The 16,345-nt window shown below is 49.1% G+C and carries 28 protein-coding genes and 4 tRNA genes; 31 read left to right on the top strand and 1 reads right to left on the bottom strand.

Annotated features, from left to right (window positions below):
* Positions 1-43: 43 nt before the first annotated feature.
* A complete protein-coding gene (gene murB / locus SIL79_RS05970) occupies positions 44-1,069 on the top strand; it encodes a UDP-N-acetylmuramate dehydrogenase (RefSeq protein WP_162207306.1) in 1,026 nt (341 codons plus the stop codon).
* A gap of 2 nt (positions 1,070-1,071) precedes the next feature.
* Positions 1,072-2,031, top strand: a complete 960-nt coding sequence (birA, locus tag SIL79_RS05965; protein ID WP_162207307.1) for a bifunctional biotin--[acetyl-CoA-carboxylase] ligase/biotin operon repressor BirA — start codon at positions 1,072-1,074, stop codon at positions 2,029-2,031.
* On the opposite strand, the gene coaA is transcribed toward birA, so the two are convergent.
* A complete protein-coding gene (gene coaA / locus SIL79_RS05960) occupies positions 2,032-2,979 on the bottom strand; it encodes a type I pantothenate kinase (protein ID WP_039036033.1) in 948 nt (315 codons plus the stop codon).
* Between the two features lie 233 nt (positions 2,980-3,212).
* On the opposite strand from coaA, the gene SIL79_RS05955 reads away from it, so the two are divergent.
* The 29 genes from SIL79_RS05955 (at position 3,213) to rpsM (ending at position 16,339) form a co-directional block, all read left to right on the top strand.
* A tRNA-Thr gene (locus tag SIL79_RS05955) sits at positions 3,213-3,288 on the top strand.
* An 8-nt stretch (positions 3,289-3,296) separates the two neighbouring features.
* Positions 3,297-3,381, top strand: a tRNA-Tyr gene (locus tag SIL79_RS05950).
* Between the two features lie 35 nt (positions 3,382-3,416).
* Positions 3,417-3,490, top strand: a tRNA-Gly gene (locus SIL79_RS05945).
* A 9-nt stretch (positions 3,491-3,499) separates the two neighbouring features.
* A tRNA-Thr gene (locus SIL79_RS05940) sits at positions 3,500-3,575 on the top strand.
* Positions 3,576-3,690: 115 nt separating this feature from the next.
* Positions 3,691-4,875 carry an elongation factor Tu gene (gene tuf / locus SIL79_RS05935; protein ID WP_233962833.1) on the top strand — a complete coding sequence of 395 codons (1,185 nt, stop codon included), beginning with the start codon at positions 3,691-3,693 and terminating at the stop codon, positions 4,873-4,875.
* Between the two features lie 361 nt (positions 4,876-5,236).
* Positions 5,237-5,548, top strand: coding sequence for a 30S ribosomal protein S10 (rpsJ, locus tag SIL79_RS05930; protein ID WP_011635639.1), 312 nt, complete (start codon positions 5,237-5,239; stop codon positions 5,546-5,548).
* Between the two features lie 27 nt (positions 5,549-5,575).
* Positions 5,576-6,214, top strand: coding sequence for a 50S ribosomal protein L3 (gene rplC, locus SIL79_RS05925; RefSeq protein ID WP_025889970.1), 639 nt, complete (start codon positions 5,576-5,578; stop codon positions 6,212-6,214).
* A gap of 17 nt (positions 6,215-6,231) precedes the next feature.
* A complete protein-coding gene (rplD, locus tag SIL79_RS05920; protein WP_025011959.1) occupies positions 6,232-6,837 on the top strand; it encodes a 50S ribosomal protein L4 in 606 nt (201 codons plus the stop codon).
* The gene (gene rplW, locus SIL79_RS05915; RefSeq protein ID WP_039036038.1) at positions 6,834-7,136 is read left to right on the top strand and encodes a 50S ribosomal protein L23; all 303 of its coding nucleotides are present in this window, start codon (positions 6,834-6,836) and stop codon (positions 7,134-7,136) included. The genes rplD and rplW overlap by 4 nt, the downstream gene beginning before the upstream one ends.
* 11 nt (positions 7,137-7,147) lie before the next feature.
* A complete protein-coding gene (gene rplB, locus SIL79_RS05910) occupies positions 7,148-7,972 on the top strand; it encodes a 50S ribosomal protein L2 (RefSeq protein WP_039036039.1) in 825 nt (274 codons plus the stop codon).
* Positions 7,973-7,986: 14 nt separating this feature from the next.
* The gene (rpsS, locus tag SIL79_RS05905; protein ID WP_025011962.1) at positions 7,987-8,265 is read left to right on the top strand and encodes a 30S ribosomal protein S19; all 279 of its coding nucleotides are present in this window, start codon (positions 7,987-7,989) and stop codon (positions 8,263-8,265) included.
* Positions 8,266-8,280: 15 nt separating this feature from the next.
* A complete protein-coding gene (gene rplV, locus SIL79_RS05900) occupies positions 8,281-8,613 on the top strand; it encodes a 50S ribosomal protein L22 (protein ID WP_039036040.1) in 333 nt (110 codons plus the stop codon).
* A 9-nt stretch (positions 8,614-8,622) separates the two neighbouring features.
* A complete protein-coding gene (rpsC, locus tag SIL79_RS05895; protein ID WP_039036041.1) occupies positions 8,623-9,312 on the top strand; it encodes a 30S ribosomal protein S3 in 690 nt (229 codons plus the stop codon).
* Positions 9,313-9,323: 11 nt separating this feature from the next.
* The gene (gene rplP, locus SIL79_RS05890) at positions 9,324-9,734 is read left to right on the top strand and encodes a 50S ribosomal protein L16 (RefSeq protein ID WP_039036042.1); all 411 of its coding nucleotides are present in this window, start codon (positions 9,324-9,326) and stop codon (positions 9,732-9,734) included.
* Complete coding sequence (gene rpmC, locus SIL79_RS05885; RefSeq protein WP_011758342.1) at positions 9,734-9,925, top strand: 50S ribosomal protein L29; 192 nt, start codon at positions 9,734-9,736, stop codon at positions 9,923-9,925. Before rplP ends, rpmC begins: the two co-directional genes overlap by 1 nt.
* Positions 9,925-10,173, top strand: a complete 249-nt coding sequence (gene rpsQ / locus SIL79_RS05880) for a 30S ribosomal protein S17 (RefSeq protein WP_025011966.1) — start codon at positions 9,925-9,927, stop codon at positions 10,171-10,173. The genes rpmC and rpsQ overlap by 1 nt, the downstream gene beginning before the upstream one ends.
* A 179-nt stretch (positions 10,174-10,352) precedes the next feature.
* Positions 10,353-10,721 (top strand): 50S ribosomal protein L14, encoded by a 369-nt coding sequence (rplN, locus tag SIL79_RS05875; RefSeq protein ID WP_011494644.1) that lies wholly within the window; start codon positions 10,353-10,355, stop codon positions 10,719-10,721.
* Positions 10,722-10,732: 11 nt separating this feature from the next.
* A complete protein-coding gene (gene rplX, locus SIL79_RS05870; RefSeq protein ID WP_025011967.1) occupies positions 10,733-11,047 on the top strand; it encodes a 50S ribosomal protein L24 in 315 nt (104 codons plus the stop codon).
* Between the two features lie 12 nt (positions 11,048-11,059).
* Positions 11,060-11,599 carry a 50S ribosomal protein L5 gene (gene rplE, locus SIL79_RS05865; protein ID WP_025011968.1) on the top strand — a complete coding sequence of 180 codons (540 nt, stop codon included), beginning with the start codon at positions 11,060-11,062 and terminating at the stop codon, positions 11,597-11,599.
* Between the two features lie 11 nt (positions 11,600-11,610).
* Positions 11,611-11,916 (top strand): 30S ribosomal protein S14, encoded by a 306-nt coding sequence (rpsN, locus tag SIL79_RS05860; protein ID WP_025011969.1) that lies wholly within the window; start codon positions 11,611-11,613, stop codon positions 11,914-11,916.
* Positions 11,917-11,940: 24 nt separating this feature from the next.
* Complete coding sequence (gene rpsH, locus SIL79_RS05855; RefSeq protein WP_025011970.1) at positions 11,941-12,336, top strand: 30S ribosomal protein S8; 396 nt, start codon at positions 11,941-11,943, stop codon at positions 12,334-12,336.
* Positions 12,337-12,346: 10 nt separating this feature from the next.
* Positions 12,347-12,880: a 50S ribosomal protein L6 gene (rplF, locus tag SIL79_RS05850; RefSeq protein ID WP_039036044.1), complete on the top strand. Its 534-nt coding sequence runs from the start codon at positions 12,347-12,349 to the stop codon at positions 12,878-12,880.
* A 10-nt stretch (positions 12,881-12,890) separates the two neighbouring features.
* Positions 12,891-13,241 carry a 50S ribosomal protein L18 gene (gene rplR, locus SIL79_RS05845; RefSeq protein WP_025889969.1) on the top strand — a complete coding sequence of 117 codons (351 nt, stop codon included), beginning with the start codon at positions 12,891-12,893 and terminating at the stop codon, positions 13,239-13,241.
* 11 nt (positions 13,242-13,252) lie between these two features.
* Entirely contained in the window at positions 13,253-13,756 is a 504-nt protein-coding gene (gene rpsE / locus SIL79_RS05840; RefSeq protein ID WP_025011973.1) for a 30S ribosomal protein S5, read from the top strand.
* 6 nt (positions 13,757-13,762) lie between these two features.
* Positions 13,763-13,945 carry a 50S ribosomal protein L30 gene (gene rpmD / locus SIL79_RS05835; RefSeq protein WP_025011974.1) on the top strand — a complete coding sequence of 61 codons (183 nt, stop codon included), beginning with the start codon at positions 13,763-13,765 and terminating at the stop codon, positions 13,943-13,945.
* Positions 13,946-13,948: 3 nt separating this feature from the next.
* A complete protein-coding gene (gene rplO, locus SIL79_RS05830) occupies positions 13,949-14,383 on the top strand; it encodes a 50S ribosomal protein L15 (RefSeq protein ID WP_039036045.1) in 435 nt (144 codons plus the stop codon).
* Positions 14,384-14,390: 7 nt separating this feature from the next.
* Positions 14,391-15,731, top strand: a complete 1,341-nt coding sequence (secY, locus tag SIL79_RS05825) for a preprotein translocase subunit SecY (protein ID WP_039036046.1) — start codon at positions 14,391-14,393, stop codon at positions 15,729-15,731.
* A 22-nt stretch (positions 15,732-15,753) separates the two neighbouring features.
* A complete protein-coding gene (gene rpmJ, locus SIL79_RS05820) occupies positions 15,754-15,867 on the top strand; it encodes a 50S ribosomal protein L36 (protein WP_006083579.1) in 114 nt (37 codons plus the stop codon).
* A 115-nt stretch (positions 15,868-15,982) separates the two neighbouring features.
* Positions 15,983-16,339: a 30S ribosomal protein S13 gene (gene rpsM, locus SIL79_RS05815; RefSeq protein ID WP_039036047.1), complete on the top strand. Its 357-nt coding sequence runs from the start codon at positions 15,983-15,985 to the stop codon at positions 16,337-16,339.
* Positions 16,340-16,345 lie beyond the last annotated feature (6 nt).

Here is a 16,345-nt window from a genome sequence, read left to right as displayed (position 1 = left end):
AATCCCGTTACAATGCTGCTTTTATTTGCAGTGAAAGCTTTAGATGCCAGCCCTAGTCCACTCCCTTAAATCCTTGAACACTTTTGGAATCAATTGTTATTGCCGGGAACTCATCAGAGTGAGCTCTACCGTTGAGCTTGTCCGGGCTTGTATGCAGCACAAGGATGATGATGTCCCAATGCTGATCCTCGGTGGCGGCAGTAATCTATTATTGCTTGAGGATTATCAAGGGACTGTGATTCAAATCGCTACCAAGGGAATCGAGGTCAGTGAGGACCAAACACATTTCTATTTAAAGGTTGCCGCCGGTGAAAACTGGCACGATTTGGTTTGCGAAACGCTTAAGCTGGGGATGCCGGGACTTGAGAATATGGCTCTGATCCCGGGCACGGTTGGCGCAGCGCCTATTCAAAACATAGGTGCCTATGGGGTTGAACTGTGCCAGGTATGTGACTGGGTTGAGTATCTGGATCTGCAAACCGGTGCGCTAACTCGCCTCGAGGCCGCTGATTGTGATTTTGGCTATCGAGAGTCAATTTTCAAAAATGAGCTCAAGGGCAGGGCTGTGATCACCTCTGTCGGTTTGAAACTGCCTAAAGATTGGCAGCCCAAACTGAGTTATGGGCCGTTGCAGTCACTTGCTGAAGAGACAGAAGTGACCGCGCCTATGATTTTTGAGCAGGTATGTCAGGTTCGTCAGGAAAAACTGCCGGATCCTGTAGTGCTTGGCAATGCCGGTAGCTTTTTCAAGAATCCTGTGGTTGCTGCTGCCGACTATCTTAAGTTGGCCGAACGCTTTCCTGATCTGGTGGGTTATGCTCAGCAAGATGGAACGATTAAGCTGGCCGCAGGCTGGCTTATCGATAAGGCAGGTTTGAAAGGTTTCCAGATGGGAGCAGCCGCAGTTCATGATAAGCAAGCCTTGGTTCTAGTGAATAAAGGCGGCGCCAGCGGTGAAGATGTGGCCAATTTGGCGCGGGAAATTATCCGGCAAGTGCAAGCGCTTTTCGGTGTTGAATTACTACCCGAGCCGCGAATTTTTGCGGCAACAGGAGAGAGGAGTCTCTGACGATGAGCGAACAGTGGAAGCGCAAGCGGGAAATATTACAGCTGTTGCAGCAGGGTGAGTTTGTCTCCGGTGAAAGGCTGGCCGAGCAACTGGGTATCAGCCGTATGGCTGTCAGCAAACATATCAGTGCCTTGACCGCCTTTGGGATCGATATCTTCAGCGTGAAAGGTAAAGGTTATAAGTTAGCTAGAAGTTTGCATCTTATCGACAAGCCGCGCTTACTCTCCGCTATAGATAACCGCTGTTTTTACTTTGATGAGTTGGCTGGTACCAACACCTTTCTGCTCAACCATGTCGATGAATTGAGTAATGGCGATCTCTGTATCGCCGAGTACCAATCGGCCGGGCGAGGACGTCGAGGACGCCAGTGGTTGTCGCCCTACGGCAGTCACCTCTATTTCTCTATGTACTGGCAGTTCTCTCAAGGTCTTTCCCAGGCGATGGGCTTAAGTCTGGTGGTTGCCTGTTCACTGGTTAGTGTGTTGGAGTCTTTCGGTATTGCCGGTTTGGGAGTGAAGTGGCCCAACGATATCTATCTCGATGGGCGTAAACTTGCCGGTGTACTGATTGAAATGACCGGGACTGCCGACAGTGAATGCGATCTGGTGATCGGGATAGGCTTGAATATGGCTATGCCTGCTGAACTGGGTGAACAACTGGATCAACCCTGGAGCGATCTCAGTGGGCTTGAATCTATGCCGAATAAGACTGAGTTGGCTATCAAGCTTCACCAACAGTTATTGAAAGATCTCAAGCTGTTTGAAACTCAAGGATTGGCAGCATTCAGCAGCAGGTGGCAGAGTGCCGATATCTTTGCCGGTCAACAGGTCAAACTGCTACTGGGTGAGCAACAGATTAACGGCCACTACCTTGGAGTGGATGAGCAAGGCGGTGTTATCCTGCAGACAGATACAGGCACACAGCATTTTGTTGGTGGGGAAATCAGTTTACGCGGCGCTTGATTATTTTCGCAGCAGCACTTGATCCATCAAGTGGTCCTGACCCTTTTTCAGAATAAGATGTGCCCGCTCGCGGGTGGGCTCAATATTCAGATTCAGGTTCGGGCCGTTGATGGTGTCCCAGATATTGGCGGCTATATGTTCAGCTTCGGCATCGCTCAGCTTGGCGTAGTGGTGAAAATAGGAGCGCTCATTGGCAAACGCCGTATGCCGGAACTGCAGGAACCTATCTATATACCAATGTTTCAGCAGTGATTCATCGGCATCTACATAGATAGAGAAGTCTACGAAATCAGAGACAAAAGGCCGCTTGATACTCACAGGAGAATCCAGCTCTGTCTGCAGTACATTCAAGCCTTCCAAGATCAAAATATCTGGCTGTCTGACCTGTTGCACTTCGGGAAGCCTGTCGTAACTGATGTGGGAATATAGCGGAGCCTCGACCAATTCGGCGCCTGACTTGATGGCGGCGATAAACTCCACCAAGAGTTTCATGTCATAGCTTTCCGGAAATCCCTTACGCTGTAATAATCCTTTTTGTTTCAGCTCTGCCAAGGGGTAGAGAAACCCATCAGTGGTGATCAGATCGACCTTGGGATGTTCGGGCCAATGGCTCAACAGTGCCTGCAATATACGAGCTGTGGTGCTTTTCCCTACGGCGACACTGCCGGCAATACTGATAATATATGGGCTCTTGGCCGGAGTTTGCCCCAAAAATTCATTTAACACCAAACCTCTTTGCTGCTTGGCGCCAACAATCAAATTAAGCAGACGGCTGAGGGGCAGATAGATGTCGGTGACTTCTGTGAGGGAAACCTTTTCGTTAATCCCTCGCAGCTTCTTCAATTCGGTTTCGCTCAAGGTCAAAGGCACAGACTCACGAAGTTCGGCCCATTGCTGGCGGTGAAAAGGCATATACAATGCCTGTTGAATTGAGTTGGCTGTTGTCATCTGATTTCCTCTGCTCAGGCAAGGCACAGTACACCATGAATTATTCATGAACAATAAAAAATCCCTATGCCGGACCGAATTGTTTATCCCGTGTACAGAGGGCTAAGGGGAAGTCTAATCGCTACGCATTGTCAGGGTAAAAAAACGCCACTCAGGGGTTTTTTGCGAAAAAAAACCAATTTCCTATTGCACTCGCCCCAACATTTACCTAATATCCGCTACCGAAATGAAGTGCCGGCATAGCTCAGTTGGTAGAGCAACTGACTTGTAATCAGTAGGTCCCGAGTTCGACTCTTGGTGCCGGCACCAATTTTATCGGAGGGGTTCCCGAGTGGCCAAAGGGATCAGACTGTAAATCTGACGGCTCCGCCTTCGAAGGTTCGAATCCTTCTCCCTCCACCATTTTCAAGGTAAGTAGGTAGCCTTAAGTAGGTTGCGCGGGCATCGTATAATGGTATTACTCCAGCCTTCCAAGCTGATAACGCGGGTTCGATTCCCGCTGCCCGCTCCAAATTTGCATGCTGATATGGCTCAGGTGGTAGAGCGCATCCTTGGTAAGGATGAGGTCGGCAGTTCGAATCTGCCTATCAGCACCAGCCTCTCTTAAATTCTACTTTTACCTTTATAATCTGTTCGATGACATTCATTTGCATCGGACTTTTTCACTATATATGGTTTCACCACCAGAAAATCTTAGATTGAGGCAATACCATGTCTAAAGCTAAATTTGAACGTAGTAAGCCCCACGTTAACGTGGGCACCATTGGTCACGTTGACCATGGTAAAACCACTCTGACTGCTGCTATCTCAACTGTACTGTCTAAGACTTACGGTGGTGAGGCGCGTGACTTCGCAGCGATCGATAACGCTCCAGAAGAGCGTGAGCGCGGTATTACCATCAATACCTCTCACATTGAGTATGACACTCCAACTCGTCACTACGCTCACGTAGACTGCCCAGGTCACGCTGACTATGTTAAAAACATGATCACCGGTGCTGCCCAGATGGACGGCGCAATCCTGGTAGTAGCTTCTACTGACGGCCCAATGCCACAGACTCGTGAGCACATCCTGCTGTCTCGTCAGGTAGGCGTACCTTACATCATCGTATTCATGAACAAGTGTGACATGGTAGACGATGAAGAGCTGCTGGAACTGGTAGAGATGGAAGTTCGTGAACTGCTGTCTGAGTACGATTTCCCAGGTGATGACCTGCCAGTAATTCAGGGCTCAGCTCTGAAAGCTCTGGAAGGCGACGCTCAGTGGGAAGCCAAGATTGTTGAACTGGCTGAAGCACTGGATACATACATCCCTGAGCCAGAGCGTGATATCGATAAGCCATTCCTGCTGCCTATCGAAGACGTATTCTCAATCTCTGGTCGCGGTACTGTAGTAACAGGTCGTGTAGAGCGCGGTATCATCAAAGTTGGTGACGAAGTAGAAATCGTGGGTATCCACGACACTACCAAGACTACCTGTACTGGTGTAGAAATGTTCCGTAAGCTGCTGGACGAAGGTCGTGCCGGTGAGAACTGCGGTATCCTGCTGCGTGGTACCAAGCGTGATGAAGTAGAGCGTGGTCAAGTACTGGCTAAGCCTGGTTCAATCACTCCACACACCAAGTTCGAATCAGAAGTTTACGTACTGTCTAAAGAAGAAGGTGGTCGTCACACTCCATTCTTCAAAGGCTACCGTCCACAGTTCTACTTCCGTACAACTGACGTGACCGGTACTATCGAACTGCCAGAAGGCGTAGAGATGGTAATGCCAGGCGACAACATCAAGATGGTTGTTACTCTGATCTGCCCAATCGCGATGGACGAAGGTCTGCGCTTCGCAATCCGTGAAGGTGGCCGTACAGTTGGTGCTGGTGTTGTAGCCAAGATCATCGCTTAATTGCGGATCTCAGCTATCATAAAAAGGCGACCTTGAGGTCGCCTTTTTATTGGCCGTTTGTCAGTCGTTCAAAAATGGTTGGCAATGAGCGTTGAAGTCAGTATAATTTGCGCCACTTTTTGACGGCGTTAATGCTGTTGATAATTCCGACAGTAGGCTTGTAATCCGTAACTGGATGAGTATAATAGCCTCCTCGCTTAACTTGAGTAAGCGACAAAAGTTGATTTAGCCCTCGGGGCTAAACACAAATACAGCGACTCCGATTGGGAGTCGAACGGTTAAATCATCTCGCTCTGTCTTTCCAAGAAAGGAAATGGCTAGAGGGTGATTTTTTATGTGTCCATTTTAGGAGCTCTGGTCAATGCAGAACCAAAGAATCCGTATCCGCTTGAAAGGATTTGATCATCGTTTGATTGATCAGTCTACCGCGGAAATCGTTGAAACTGCTAAGCGTACTGGCGCCCAGGTACGTGGTCCTATCCCACTGCCTACGCGCAAAGAGCGTTATACCGTTTTGATCTCTCCGCACGTTAATAAAGATGCTCGTGACCAATACGAAATCCGTACTCACAAGCGTTTGGTTGACATCGTAGAGCCAACTGAGAAGACAGTCGACGCGCTGATGCGTCTGGATCTTGCGGCTGGTGTCGACGTACAGATTAGCTTGGGTTAATTGAGATCCTTAGAAGAGGTTTGAGAGATGGCTATCGGTCTTATTGGTCGTAAAGTGGGTATGACCCGCATCTTCACCGAAGATGGCGTGTCTATCCCTGTTACTGTAATTGAAGTAAATGCAAACCGCGTTACTCAGGTGAAAACTCTGGAAAACGACGGCTACCGTGCACTTCAAGTTACTACTGGTGCCAAAAAAGCCAACCGCATCACTAAGCCAGAAGCAGGTCACTTTGCCAAAGCGGGCGTTGACGCCGGCCGTGGTTTGTGGGAAATGCGTCTGGCAGACGGTGAAGGCGAAGGCATTGAAGTTGGTGCTGAGCTGAACGTAGATATCTTCGCTGACGTAGCGAAAGTAGATGTTACCGGTCAATCAAAAGGTAAAGGTTTCCAAGGCGGTGTTAAGCGCTGGAACTTCCGTACCCAGGATATGACTCACGGTAACTCATTGGCGCACCGTGCTAACGGTTCTATCGGTCAGAACCAGACGCCAGGTCGCGTATTCAAAGGCAAAAAAATGTCAGGCCACATGGGTGCTGAGCGTGTTACCACTCAAAATCTGGACGTAGTACGTGTAGATGCTGAGCGTAACCTGCTGCTGGTTAAAGGTGCTGTTCCAGGCGCTACCAATGGCGACCTGATCATCAAGCCTGCCGTTAAAGCCTAAGGTCTGAGGAGATAGTAATGGAATTGGTATTGAAAGACGCGCAAAGCGCTCTTGAAGTTTCCGAAACTACCTTCGGCCGTGACTTTAATGAAGCACTGGTTCATCAGGTAGTTGTAGCTTACGCTGCAAACGCGCGTCAGGGCACTCGTGCTCAGAAAACTCGCGCTGAAGTGACTGGCTCTGGCAAGAAGCCATGGCGCCAAAAAGGTACTGGCCGCGCTCGTGCGGGTGGTGTCAAGGGTCCAATCTGGCGTGGCGGTGGCGTAACTTTCGCTGCTAAAACCCAAGATCACAGCCAGAAAGTCAACAAGAAAATGTACCGCGGCGCTCTGAAGAGCATCCTGTCCGAGCTGGTACGTCAAGAACGTCTGATCGTTGTTGAAAAGTTTGCTGTTGAAGCTCCTAAAACTAAAGAGCTGAAGGCCAAGCTGAAAGACATGGGTCTGGAAGACGTATTGATTGTGACTTCCGAAGTTGACGAGAATCTGTTCTTGGCAGCTCGCAACCTGTACAAGGTTGATGTTCGTGATGTTGCTGGTATTGACCCAGTAAGCCTAATCGCGTTCGACAAAGTGCTGGTAACTGCTGATGCTGTTAAGCAAATCGAGGAGATGCTGGCATGATCCGCGAAGAACGTTTACTGAAAGTTATTCTGGCGCCTCACATCTCTGAAAAGAGCACTGTGGTTGCTGAGAAGAACAACACTGTAGTTTTCCGTGTAGCTATCGACGCCACTAAAGCTGAGATCAAAGCTGCAGTTGAAAAACTGTTTGAAGTTGAAGTTGATTCAGTTCGCACTCTGGTGAACAAAGGCAAAACCAAGCGTCACGGTGCCCGTGTTGGTCGTCGCAGCGATTGGAAAAAAGCCTATGTTACTCTGGCTGAGGGTGCTGACATCGATTTCGTCGGCGCTGAAGCGTAAGGAGATTACTCATGGCAGTTATTAAGTGTAAGCCAACCTCTCCAGGTCGTCGCCACGTCGTTAAAGTGGTTAACTCTGACCTGCACAAGGGTAAACCTTTTGCTGGCCTGTTGGCGAAAAAATCTAAGAGTGGCGGCCGTAACAACACTGGTCGTATCACTGTTCGTCACGTTGGTGGTGGTCATAAGCAACACTACCGTCTGATTGACTTCAAACGTGATAAAGATGGTATCCCAGCGAAGATTGAGCGTCTGGAATACGATCCAAACCGTACTGCGCACATCGCGCTGGTACTGTACGCAGACGGTGAACGTCGCTACATCCTCGCTGCCAAAGGCATGCAGGCTGGTGACAAAATCGTTTCTGGCGTAGAAGCTGAAATCAAGACAGGTAACGCCCTGCCGCTGCGTAACATCCCAGTGGGTAGCGTAGTTCACGCTGTTGAAATGAAACCTGGCAAAGGTGCTCAGATTGCACGTTCTGCCGGTGCTTATGTACAAGTTGTAGCTCGTGATGGCGCTTATGCCACTCTGCGTCTTCGCTCTGGCGAAATGCGCAAAGTGCCAGTTGATTGCCGCGCGACTCTGGGTGAAGTTGGTAACGCCGAGCACATGCTGCGTCAACTGGGTAAAGCCGGTGCCAAACGCTGGAGAGGCGTACGCCCAACAGTTCGTGGTGTTGCAATGAACCCAGTAGACCACCCACATGGTGGTGGTGAAGGCCGTTCTTCTGGTGGTCGTCACCCAGTGACTCCATGGGGTGTGCCAACTAAGGGTTACAAGACCCGTAGTAACAAGCGCACTGACAAGTACATCGTACGTCGTCGTAATAAATAGTAAGAGGATTCGCCATGCCACGTTCTCTCAAGAAAGGTCCATTCATTGACCTGCACTTGCTGAAGAAGGTAGAGAAAGCGGTGGAAGCAGGTGACAAAAAGCCTATTAAGACTTGGTCACGTCGCTCAATGATCATTCCAAACATGATTGGTTTGACCATCGCTGTCCATAATGGTCGTCAGCACGTTCCTGTGTTCGTAACTGACGAAATGATCGGCCACAAACTTGGTGAATTCTCACCAACTCGCACTTATCGCGGCCATGCTGCTGATAAGAAAGCGAAGAAGCGTTAATACGGGAGGAATGAGATGGAAGTTTTAGCTAAACATCGTTTTGCCCGTACGTCGCCTCAAAAGGCTCGTTTGGTAGCTGATCAGATCCGTGGTTTGCCTGTTTCCAAGGCCCTCGAGATCCTGACCTTCAGCCCCAAGAAAGCCGCCGTACTGGTCAAAAAAGTACTGGATTCAGCCATTGCCAATGCTGAGCATAACGAAGGTGCTGACATTGATGAACTGAAAGTTGGAAAAGTCTTCGTCGATGAAGGTCCAACTATGAAGCGCATCATGCCACGTGCTAAAGGCCGCGCCGACCGTATCATGAAGCGTACCAGCCACATTACTGTGGTTGTATCAGATCGCTAGGAGAGAGCAATGGGACAGAAAGTACATCCTAATGGTATCCGTCTGGGTATCACTAAGCCTTGGGTCTCTACCTGGTACGCTGATAAAGCAGACTACGCTGCTAATCTGCACGGCGACTGGGAAGTGCGTAAGTTTCTCGAAGAGAAGCTGAAAGCCGCATCAGTATCTAAGATCGTTATCGAACGCCCAGCGAAAAGCATCCGCGTTACTATTCACACTGCCCGTCCAGGTGTTGTGATCGGTAAGAAAGGTGAAGACGTTGAGGTTCTGCGTGCTGAAGTTGCCAAAATTACTGGCACTCCTGCGCAAATTAACATCGCTGAGATCCGTAAGCCTGAGCTGGACGCCAAGCTGGTAGCTGATTCTATCGCTCAACAGCTGGAGCGTCGTGTTATGTTCCGTCGCGCTATGAAGCGTGCGGTACAGAACGCTATGCGTCTGGGCGCTAAAGGTATCAAAGTTGAAGTTAGTGGCCGTTTAGGCGGCGCTGAGATTGCGCGCACCGAGTGGTATCGCGAAGGCCGTGTGCCTCTGCATACACTGCGTGCTGACATCGACTATTCAACCTCTGAAAGTCACACTCAATACGGTGTGATCGGCATTAAAGTTTGGGTCTTCAAAGGTGAAGTCCTGGACGGTATCGTGCCTCAGATCGAAGAGCCGAAGCAGCAACCTAAGCGCAAGCCTCGTGGTAAATAGGAGAGCCGGCAATGCTGCAACCTAAACGTATGAAGTTTCGCAAAATGTTCAAAGGCCGCAACCGCGGTCTGGCGAACGGTACTGAAGTTAGCTTCGGTACATTTGGTCTGAAAGCAGTTGGCCGCGGCCGTTTAACTGCCCGTCAGATCGAATCTGCACGTCGTGCCATGACACGTCACATTAAGCGTCAAGGTCAAATCTGGATTCGGGTTTTTCCTGACAAGCCAATTACCTCTAAGCCTCTTGAAGTGCGTATGGGTAAAGGTAAAGGTAACGTTGAATACTGGGTATGTCAGATTCAACCAGGCAAGGTACTCTATGAAATGAATGGCGTTTCAGAAGAGCTGGCTCGCGAAGCTTTCGCACTGGCCGCTGCTAAACTGCCTATCAAGACTACCTTCGTAACTAAGACGGTGATGTAATGAAAGCGAGCGAACTGAGAGAAAAGAGCGTTGAGGAATTGAACGCTGAACTGCTTGGTCTGCTGCGTGAGCAGTTTAACCTGCGTATGCAACACGCCACTGGTCAGCTGGCACAAACTCACCAGCTGAAGCAAGTGCGCCGTAACATTGCGCGCGTTAAGACCATTATTACTTCTAAGGCAGGTGCATAATGTCTGAGAAAATCCGTACTTTGCAGGGTAAAGTCATCAGCGACAAGATGGATAAGTCCATCACTGTAGCTGTTGAGCGTCAAGTTAAGCACCCAATCTACGGTAAGTACATCAAACGTACTACTAAGATCCATGCACATGACGAACAAAACCAGTGTAAAGAAGGTGATTTCGTGTCTATTCGCGAATGTCGCCCTCTGTCTAAGACTAAGTCTTGGACTCTGGTTGAAGTAGTAAGCAAGGCCTAATTTTTATTAGGTAAACTGGTAAACGGCTCCTTTTTGGGGCCGTTTGTTTTTTAATACTATCCATCCTCTATTTATGGTGTTATACTTGCGCGCCATTTTTGACCGATTTGAACGGCAAAAATGGTGTTTATTTAGCCCCATGGTGGGGATTGTGTAGTAACGATAGCGGAGCACTTAAAATGATCCAAATGCAATCGACTCTCGATGTCGCATGTAACAGCGGCGCGCGCAGAGTTCAGTGTATTAAGGTCTTGGGTGGCTCTCATCGTCGTTATGCCGGTATCGGCGACATCATCAAGGTTTCTGTTAAAGAAGCCATTCCTCGCGCTAAAGCGAAGAAAGGTGATGTGTATAACGCGGTGGTAGTCCGTACTAAGAAAGGCGTACGTCGTCCAGACGGTTCTGTCATTCGCTTCGATCGGAATGCAGCGGTATTGCTTAACGCAAACCTTGCCCCGATTGGTACTCGTATCTTTGGACCTGTGACACGTGAACTGCGTACTGAGCAATTCATGAAGATTGTGTCGCTGGCACCAGAAGTACTGTAAGGAGCTTCAAAATGGCAGCAAAAATCCGTCGTGAAGACGAAGTAATTGTACTGGCCGGTAAGGATAAGGGTAAGCGCGGTAAGGTTACTCGTGTACTTACTACCGGTAAGTTAATTGTTGAAGGCATCAATCTCGTTAAGAAACACCAGAAGCCTAACCCTCAACTGGGTGTGACTGGTGGTATCGTTGAGAAAGAAGCACCGATTCAAGCATCTAATGTTGCGATCTTTAACCCTGTCACTGGCAAGGCGGATCGTGTTGGTTTCCGATTCGAAGACGGTAAAAAAGTCCGTTTCTTCAAATCGAACAGTGAACTCGTTAAGTAACTGGAGTAAACGATGGCGAAACTGCATGATAGATACAAAGAGACTGTTGTTGCTGAACTAACTAAAAAGTTCGGTTATACCAGTGTCATGCAAGTCCCTCGGATTGAGAAAATCACCCTGAATATGGGTGTTGGCGAAGCCGTAGCTGACAAGAAAATCATGGAAAATGCTGTCCGTGATATGACTGCTATTGCTGGCCAAAAACCAGTTGTGACTGTAGCTCGTAAGTCAGTTGCTGGTTTTAAAATCCGTGAAGGCTACCCTATTGGCTGTAAAGTAACCCTGCGCGGTGAGCGCATGTGGGAATTCTTTGAGCGTTTGGTTGACATCGCAATCCCTCGTATCCGTGACTTCCGTGGTCTGAGCGCTAAGTCGTTCGACGGCCGTGGTAACTACGCGATGGGCGTGCGCGAGCAGATCATCTTCCCAGAAATCGACTACGATAAAGTCGATAAGATTCGTGGTATGGATATTGTTATCACTACCTCTGCGAATACTGACGAAGAAGGTCGCGCTTTGCTTGATGCTTTCAACTTCCCATTCAAGAAATAAGGGGTAGCGAAATGGCAAAATTGTCAATGAAGGCACGTGAAGCAAAACGTGCAAAGCTCGTGGCCAAGTATGCTGAAAAGCGTGCAGCTCTTAAGGCTATCATCAGCAGCCCAGAGTCTTCTGACGAAGCTCGTTGGGATGCGGTTCTTAAGCTGCAAGCTCTACCACGTGATTCAAGCGCATCGCGTCAACGCAATCGCTGTAATCAAACTGGCCGCCCTCATGGTTTCCTGCGCAAATTCGGCCTGAGCCGTATCAAGCTGCGTGAAGCAACCATGCGTGGTGAAGTTCCTGGTCTGCGTAAGGCCAGCTGGTAAGCACTTGTCACGGAGTAAGCTAATATGAGCATGCAAGATCCTATTGCGGATATGTTGACCCGTATTCGTAACGGCCAAGCTGCTAACAAAGTATCTGTGAAGATGCCTTCTGCCAAACTGAAAGTTGCTATCGCAAAGCTGCTGAAAGATGAAGGTTACATCACTGACTACGCCGTAGCAGAAGAAGGCGCTAAGCCTGAACTGGAAATCACTCTGAAGTATTTCCAGGGCCAACCTGTTGTTGAGACTATCCAGCGCGTAAGCCGTCCTGGTCTTCGTATTTACAAAGGTAAAGACGAGCTGCCAAAGGTTATGGGCGGACTGGGTGTCGCAATTGTGTCCACTTCTAAAGGCCTGATGACTGATCGTGCCGCCCGCCTTGCAGGCATGGGTGGTGAGGTTATCTGCTACGTAGCGTAAGGAGCTAGGAATGTCTCGTGTAGCAAAAGCACCAGTATCTATTCCAGCCGGCGTAGAGGTGACTTTAAACGACCAAACTATTACCGTTAAAGGCGGTAAAGGTAGTCTGACTCGAGTAATCAACAGCGCAGTTAACGTTGTTGTTGAAGGTGCAGAAATCAAGTTCTCTCCTGTTGAAGGCGTTGTTAACGCTTGGGCACAGGCAGGTACTGCTCGCGCACTGATCAACAACATGGTTGTTGGTGTTTCTCAGGGTTTCGAAAAGAAGCTGAAGCTGGTTGGTGTGGGTTACCGTGCCAAAGTTAGCGGCAGCGCTCTGGACCTGACCTTGGGTTTCTCTCACCCTCTGGTTCATCAATTGCCAGAAGGCGTTACAGCTGAATGCCCAAGCCAAACAGACATCGTACTGAAAAGTATCGATAAAGAGCTGGTTGGTCAGGTTGCGGCTGAAATTCGTGGCTATCGTCCACCAGAGCCTTATAAGGGCAAGGGTGTTCGCTATGATGACGAACAAGTACGCCGTAAAGAGGCTAAGAAGAAGTAGGTAACGCGATATGGATAAGAAAACATCTCGCTTGCGCCGCGCCACTCGCGCTCGCAAGAAGATCCAAGAGCTGGGCGTCAACCGTCTGGTTGTACATCGTACACCGCGTCACATTTACGCTCAGGTAATCAACCCTGAAGCTCAGGTGCTGGCTGTTGCCTCTACTGCTGAGAAAGCAGTAAAGGAACAACTGAAGTACACCGGTAACGTAGATGCGGCCAAGGCAGTAGGTAAAGCTATTGCTGAGCGCGCGATCGAAAAAGGCGTAACTGTTGTTGCTTTCGATCGTTCTGGGTTCAAGTATCACGGTCGTGTTGCTGCTCTGGCAGAAGCCGCTCGTGAAGCTGGCCTCCAGTTCTAAGGGGTAAAACAATGGCTAAATTAGAAGCTCAGCAAAAAGACGATCTGCAAGAAAAGCTGATTGCAGTTAATCGTGTTTCTAAAGTAGTTAAAGGTGGTCGTATCTTTAGCTTCACCGCTCTGACTGTAGTGGGTGATGGTAACGGTAAGATCGGCTACGGCTATGGTAAAGCGCGTGAAGTTCCAGCTGCTATTCAAAAAGCAATGGAAAAAGCCCGTCGCAACATGGTTACTGTAAACCTGAACGAAGGCACTCTGCACCATCCGGTGAAGGGTCGTCACTCTGGTTCACGTGTTTACATGCAACCTGCTTCAGAGGGTACCGGTATTATCGCCGGTGGCGCAATGCGTGCCGTATTGGAAGTAGCAGGCGTTCACAACGTACTGTCGAAAGCATACGGTTCTACTAACCCGATCAACATCGTTCGTGCAACTGTTGACGCACTGGTACATATGAAGTCACCAGCGCAGATAGCAGCCAAGCGTGGCCTGAATGTTGACGAAATTCGGGGGTAATGCACCATGGCTACTAAAACTATCAAAGTAACCCAGACCAAAAGTGCTATCGGGCGTCTGCCTAAGCACAAGGCCACTCTGACTGGTCTTGGTCTGCGTCGTATTGGTCACACCGTAGAGCTGGAAGATACTCCTGCTGTTCGCGGTATGATCAATAAGGTCTACTACATGGTAAAGGTGGAGGACTAATCAATGCGTCTGAATACTTTATCTCCAGCTGCAGGCGCTAAGTCTGCACCTAAGCGTGTAGGCCGTGGTATTGGTTCTGGCTTGGGTAAGACCGCTGGTCGCGGTCACAAGGGTCAAAAATCTCGTAGCGGTGGCGGTGTACGTCCTGGCTTCGAGGGTGGTCAAATGCCACTTAAGATCCGTCTGCCTAAGTTTGGCTTTACCTCGCGTATCGCTATGGTAACTGCTGAAGTTCGCTTGAGCGAACTGGCAAAAGTTAATGGTGACGTTATCGACCTGAACGCACTGAAAGATGCGAACGTAATAACTCGCAACATCCAGTTTGCGAAAATCGTTCTTTCAGGTACCATTGAGCGCCCAGTGACCGTAAAAGGTCTGAAGGTAACCAAAGGTGCACGTGCAGCTATCGAAGCTGCCGGCGGTAAGATCGAGGAATAATACGTCGATGGCAAAACCAGGACTTGATTTAAAAAGCGCGAAAGGTGGACTTTCCGAATTGAAAGCTCGCCTCCTGTTCGTGATTGGCGCAATTATCGTGTTTCGTGCCGGTTCATTTGTGCCAATTCCTGGTATTGACGCTGCTGTATTGGCAGAGCTGTTTGCTCAGCAAAAGGGAACCATCCTGGGCATGTTTAACATGTTCTCGGGTGGCGCCCTTGAGCGCGCCTCTATTTTTGCATTGGGGATCATGCCGTACATTTCGGCTTCGATCATCATGCAGTTGCTGACTGTTGTGCATCCTGCACTCGCTGAACTGAAAAAGGAAGGTGAGTCAGGACGTAAAAAAATCAGTCAGTACACAAGATGGGGTACGCTGGTGCTGGGTACATTCCAGTCGATCGGTATTGCAACAGGGTTGCCAAATTTGGTGACCGGCCTGGTGGTCGATCCCGGTTTCGGATTCTATTTTGTTGCAGTCGTCAGTTTAGTCACAGGAACCATGTTCCTGATGTGGCTTGGCGAGCAAATTACCGAGCGCGGTATAGGTAACGGTATCTCGATCCTGATTTTCGCAGGTATCGTAGCCGGTCTGCCTTCTGCTATCGGTCAAACGGCCGAGCAAGCGCGTCAAGGCGACTTGAACGTATTAGTATTGTTGTTGATTGCGGTGATCGTGTTTGCCGTAACCTATTTCGTGGTATTTGTGGAGCGTGGTCAGCGTCGTATCGTCGTTAACTATGCCAAGCGTCAGCAGGGCCGTAAGGTGTTTGCTGCGCAGTCAACTCACTTGCCGCTGAAGGTTAATATGGCCGGCGTAATTCCGCCAATCTTTGCGTCCAGCATTATTCTGTTCCCAGGCACACTGGCTCAGTGGTTTGGTCAGAATCCGTCTATGGAATGGCTGACTGAGGTTTCCCTCGCAGTTTCTCCTGGACAGCCGCTGTACTCTCTGTTGTATGCAGCAGCAATTATTTTCTTCTGTTTCTTCTATACTGCGTTGGTGTTTAACCCTCGTGAGACAGCAGATAACCTGAAGAAGAGTGGTGCGTTCATTCCCGGGATCCGTCCCGGCGAACAGACTTCGCGTTACATTGATAAAGTGATGACCCGTTTGACTCTGGCAGGCGCGTTGTATATTACCTTTATCTGTTTAATTCCGGAGTTCATGTTAATCGCATGGAAAGTACAGTTCTATTTTGGCGGTACTTCACTACTGATTATGGTAGTTGTGATCATGGACTTCATGGCTCAGGTTCAGACCCATATGATGTCTCATCAATATGAGTCTGTGATGAAGAAAGCTAATCTGGTGAACAAAGCGAATCTCGATCGCTTTGGTCGATAAGATAGCTTTACGGAGTGATGAAATGAAAGTTCGAGCTTCCGTGAAGAAGATCTGCCGTAACTGCAAGATCGTCAAGCGTAGTGGCGTTGTACGCGTTATCTGTGTTGAACCAAAACACAAACAGCGTCAAGGCTAAAAAAATCTTGGCCAGCTCTTAACTGGGCTGGCCAAAAATATTGTTTGCAAACTAGTCATCTGTCGAGTATCCTTTCGGGCTTTTCACAGATGGCCTTTAACTTAAGGAGTGCATAGTGGCCCGTATCGCTGGCATTAACATTCCTGATCAAAAGCACACAGTCATTGCACTGACTGCTATCTACGGTATCGGTCGTACTCGCGCTAAAGCTATCTGCGCGGCTACTTCCATTGCCGAAGACGCTAAGATCAAGGAATTGAGCGAAGCTCAAATCGATACTCTACGCGAAGAAGTTGCCAAATACTCAGTAGAGGGTGACTTACGCCGCGAGGTTTCAATGAACATCAAGCGTCTTATGGACCTTGGTTGTTATCGTGGCCTCCGCCATCGCCGTAGCCTGCCTCTCCGTGGGCAACGTACTAAGACCAATGCGCGTACTCGCAAAGGTCCACGTAAACCAATCAAGAAGTAACGGGAA

The sequence above is a fragment of the Shewanella indica genome (assembly GCF_033842865.1).
GTDB lineage: Bacteria > Pseudomonadota > Gammaproteobacteria > Enterobacterales > Shewanellaceae > Shewanella > Shewanella indica.
Note: the sequence above shows the minus strand (reverse complement) of the source record. Positions and strands in the feature narration are given on the sequence as shown.

What these genes read in the sequence shown, in the direction of transcription:
- secY (WP_039036046.1), top strand. Translation starts at nt 14,391, where the DNA reads ATGGCAAAACCAGGACTTGATTTAAAAAGCGCGAAAGGTGGACTTTCC.
- coaA (WP_039036033.1), bottom strand. Translation starts at nt 2,979, where the DNA reads ATGACAACAGCCAACTCAATTCAACAGGCATTGTATATGCCTTTTCAC.
- rplD (WP_025011959.1), top strand. Translation starts at nt 6,232, where the DNA reads ATGGAATTGGTATTGAAAGACGCGCAAAGCGCTCTTGAAGTTTCCGAA.
- rplB (WP_039036039.1), top strand. Translation starts at nt 7,148, where the DNA reads ATGGCAGTTATTAAGTGTAAGCCAACCTCTCCAGGTCGTCGCCACGTC.
- rpsQ (WP_025011966.1), top strand. Translation starts at nt 9,925, where the DNA reads ATGTCTGAGAAAATCCGTACTTTGCAGGGTAAAGTCATCAGCGACAAG.
- rplW (WP_039036038.1), top strand. Translation starts at nt 6,834, where the DNA reads ATGATCCGCGAAGAACGTTTACTGAAAGTTATTCTGGCGCCTCACATC.
- rplC (WP_025889970.1), top strand. Translation starts at nt 5,576, where the DNA reads ATGGCTATCGGTCTTATTGGTCGTAAAGTGGGTATGACCCGCATCTTC.
- rpsE (WP_025011973.1), top strand. Translation starts at nt 13,253, where the DNA reads ATGGCTAAATTAGAAGCTCAGCAAAAAGACGATCTGCAAGAAAAGCTG.
- rpsC (WP_039036041.1), top strand. Translation starts at nt 8,623, where the DNA reads ATGGGACAGAAAGTACATCCTAATGGTATCCGTCTGGGTATCACTAAG.
- rplF (WP_039036044.1), top strand. Translation starts at nt 12,347, where the DNA reads ATGTCTCGTGTAGCAAAAGCACCAGTATCTATTCCAGCCGGCGTAGAG.
- birA (WP_162207307.1), top strand. Translation starts at nt 1,072, where the DNA reads ATGAGCGAACAGTGGAAGCGCAAGCGGGAAATATTACAGCTGTTGCAG.
- murB (WP_162207306.1), top strand. Translation starts at nt 44, where the DNA reads ATGCCAGCCCTAGTCCACTCCCTTAAATCCTTGAACACTTTTGGAATC.
- rplV (WP_039036040.1), top strand. Translation starts at nt 8,281, where the DNA reads ATGGAAGTTTTAGCTAAACATCGTTTTGCCCGTACGTCGCCTCAAAAG.
- rpsS (WP_025011962.1), top strand. Translation starts at nt 7,987, where the DNA reads ATGCCACGTTCTCTCAAGAAAGGTCCATTCATTGACCTGCACTTGCTG.
- rplN (WP_011494644.1), top strand. Translation starts at nt 10,353, where the DNA reads ATGATCCAAATGCAATCGACTCTCGATGTCGCATGTAACAGCGGCGCG.
- rpsH (WP_025011970.1), top strand. Translation starts at nt 11,941, where the DNA reads ATGAGCATGCAAGATCCTATTGCGGATATGTTGACCCGTATTCGTAAC.
- tuf (WP_233962833.1), top strand. Translation starts at nt 3,691, where the DNA reads ATGTCTAAAGCTAAATTTGAACGTAGTAAGCCCCACGTTAACGTGGGC.
- rpmJ (WP_006083579.1), top strand. Translation starts at nt 15,754, where the DNA reads ATGAAAGTTCGAGCTTCCGTGAAGAAGATCTGCCGTAACTGCAAGATC.
- rplO (WP_039036045.1), top strand. Translation starts at nt 13,949, where the DNA reads ATGCGTCTGAATACTTTATCTCCAGCTGCAGGCGCTAAGTCTGCACCT.
- rpsN (WP_025011969.1), top strand. Translation starts at nt 11,611, where the DNA reads ATGGCAAAATTGTCAATGAAGGCACGTGAAGCAAAACGTGCAAAGCTC.
- rpsJ (WP_011635639.1), top strand. Translation starts at nt 5,237, where the DNA reads ATGCAGAACCAAAGAATCCGTATCCGCTTGAAAGGATTTGATCATCGT.
- rpmD (WP_025011974.1), top strand. Translation starts at nt 13,763, where the DNA reads ATGGCTACTAAAACTATCAAAGTAACCCAGACCAAAAGTGCTATCGGG.
- rplR (WP_025889969.1), top strand. Translation starts at nt 12,891, where the DNA reads ATGGATAAGAAAACATCTCGCTTGCGCCGCGCCACTCGCGCTCGCAAG.
- rplP (WP_039036042.1), top strand. Translation starts at nt 9,324, where the DNA reads ATGCTGCAACCTAAACGTATGAAGTTTCGCAAAATGTTCAAAGGCCGC.
- rpmC (WP_011758342.1), top strand. Translation starts at nt 9,734, where the DNA reads ATGAAAGCGAGCGAACTGAGAGAAAAGAGCGTTGAGGAATTGAACGCT.
- rplX (WP_025011967.1), top strand. Translation starts at nt 10,733, where the DNA reads ATGGCAGCAAAAATCCGTCGTGAAGACGAAGTAATTGTACTGGCCGGT.
- rplE (WP_025011968.1), top strand. Translation starts at nt 11,060, where the DNA reads ATGGCGAAACTGCATGATAGATACAAAGAGACTGTTGTTGCTGAACTA.